At 56.9% G+C, this 852-nt stretch carries 2 protein-coding genes; both read right to left on the reverse strand.

Features of this window, described 5'->3' with window-relative positions; all coding sequences use genetic code 11:
- Nucleotides 1–231: dTDP-4-dehydrorhamnose 3,5-epimerase family protein (locus HGP17_RS33365; RefSeq protein ID WP_168816341.1), on the reverse strand; the 231-nt coding region annotated here is incomplete at its 3' end.
- Nucleotides 232–273: 42 nt separating this feature from the next.
- A partial coding sequence (locus HGP17_RS33370) for a sugar phosphate nucleotidyltransferase (RefSeq protein WP_168816342.1) occupies nucleotides 274–852 on the reverse strand: 579 nt, incomplete at its 5' end.

Below are 852 nucleotides of genomic sequence, written 5' to 3' on the forward strand. Positions count from 1 at the left end.
AACCACGCGCACCAGCTTGGCCTGCGCATGCGGCGGGAGCTGATAGTGGAGCCCACGCAAAACGCCCTTCCCGGATCGGCTATGATTGTCCTGTACGAAATCGGCGCTGCGCCCAATCGCAGCTTCGAACTTCACTTTGCTGAAGCTTTCGAAGAAGAAGCCGCGATCATCGGCAAACACGGCAGGCTCGATGATTTTGACGTCCGGAATGGCGGTATCGATGGCTTTCATTCGTCTTCCTGCTCAGATTGGTCGTACGCACATACGGGGTAATTAGAATATTTGCTCGCGCAAAATTCCAAGAAGATATTGCCCATAGGCATTCTTCTTGAGCGGTTCGGCCAGTTTCTCAACCTCGGACGCACTGATCCAGCCGCTGCGATAAGCGATCTCTTCCGGGCAGGCAACCTTCAGTCCCTGGCGATTTTCGATGGTCGCAATGTAGTGGCTGGCTTCGAGCATGGACTCGTGCGTGCCCGTGTCGAGCCAGGCATAGCCGCGGCCCATCGTCTGCACATCCAGTTGCCCTGCCTGCAAATAATGCGTGTTGACGTCAGTTATCTCCAGCTCGCCGCGCGCTGAAGGGCGAATGGACTTTGCGACATCGACGACGGTCTCATCGTAGAAGTAAAGCCCCGTCACGGCATAATTGCTCTTCGGCACCTTCGGCTTCTCTTCCAGGCTGACGGCGCGGCCGCTCGCATCGAACTCAACCACGCCGTATCGCTGCGGATCTTGTACGTGATAGGCAAAGACGGTGGCGCCGGTCTCTTTCACGCTTGCCTCGTGGAGCAAGCGGGTAAAGTCGTGCCCATAGAAGATATTGTCGCCCAACACCAATGCCGACGGCGC

Origin of the sequence: Rhizobium sp. P38BS-XIX (genome assembly GCF_012641435.1) — a bacterium.
GTDB lineage: Bacteria > Pseudomonadota > Alphaproteobacteria > Rhizobiales > Rhizobiaceae > Rhizobium.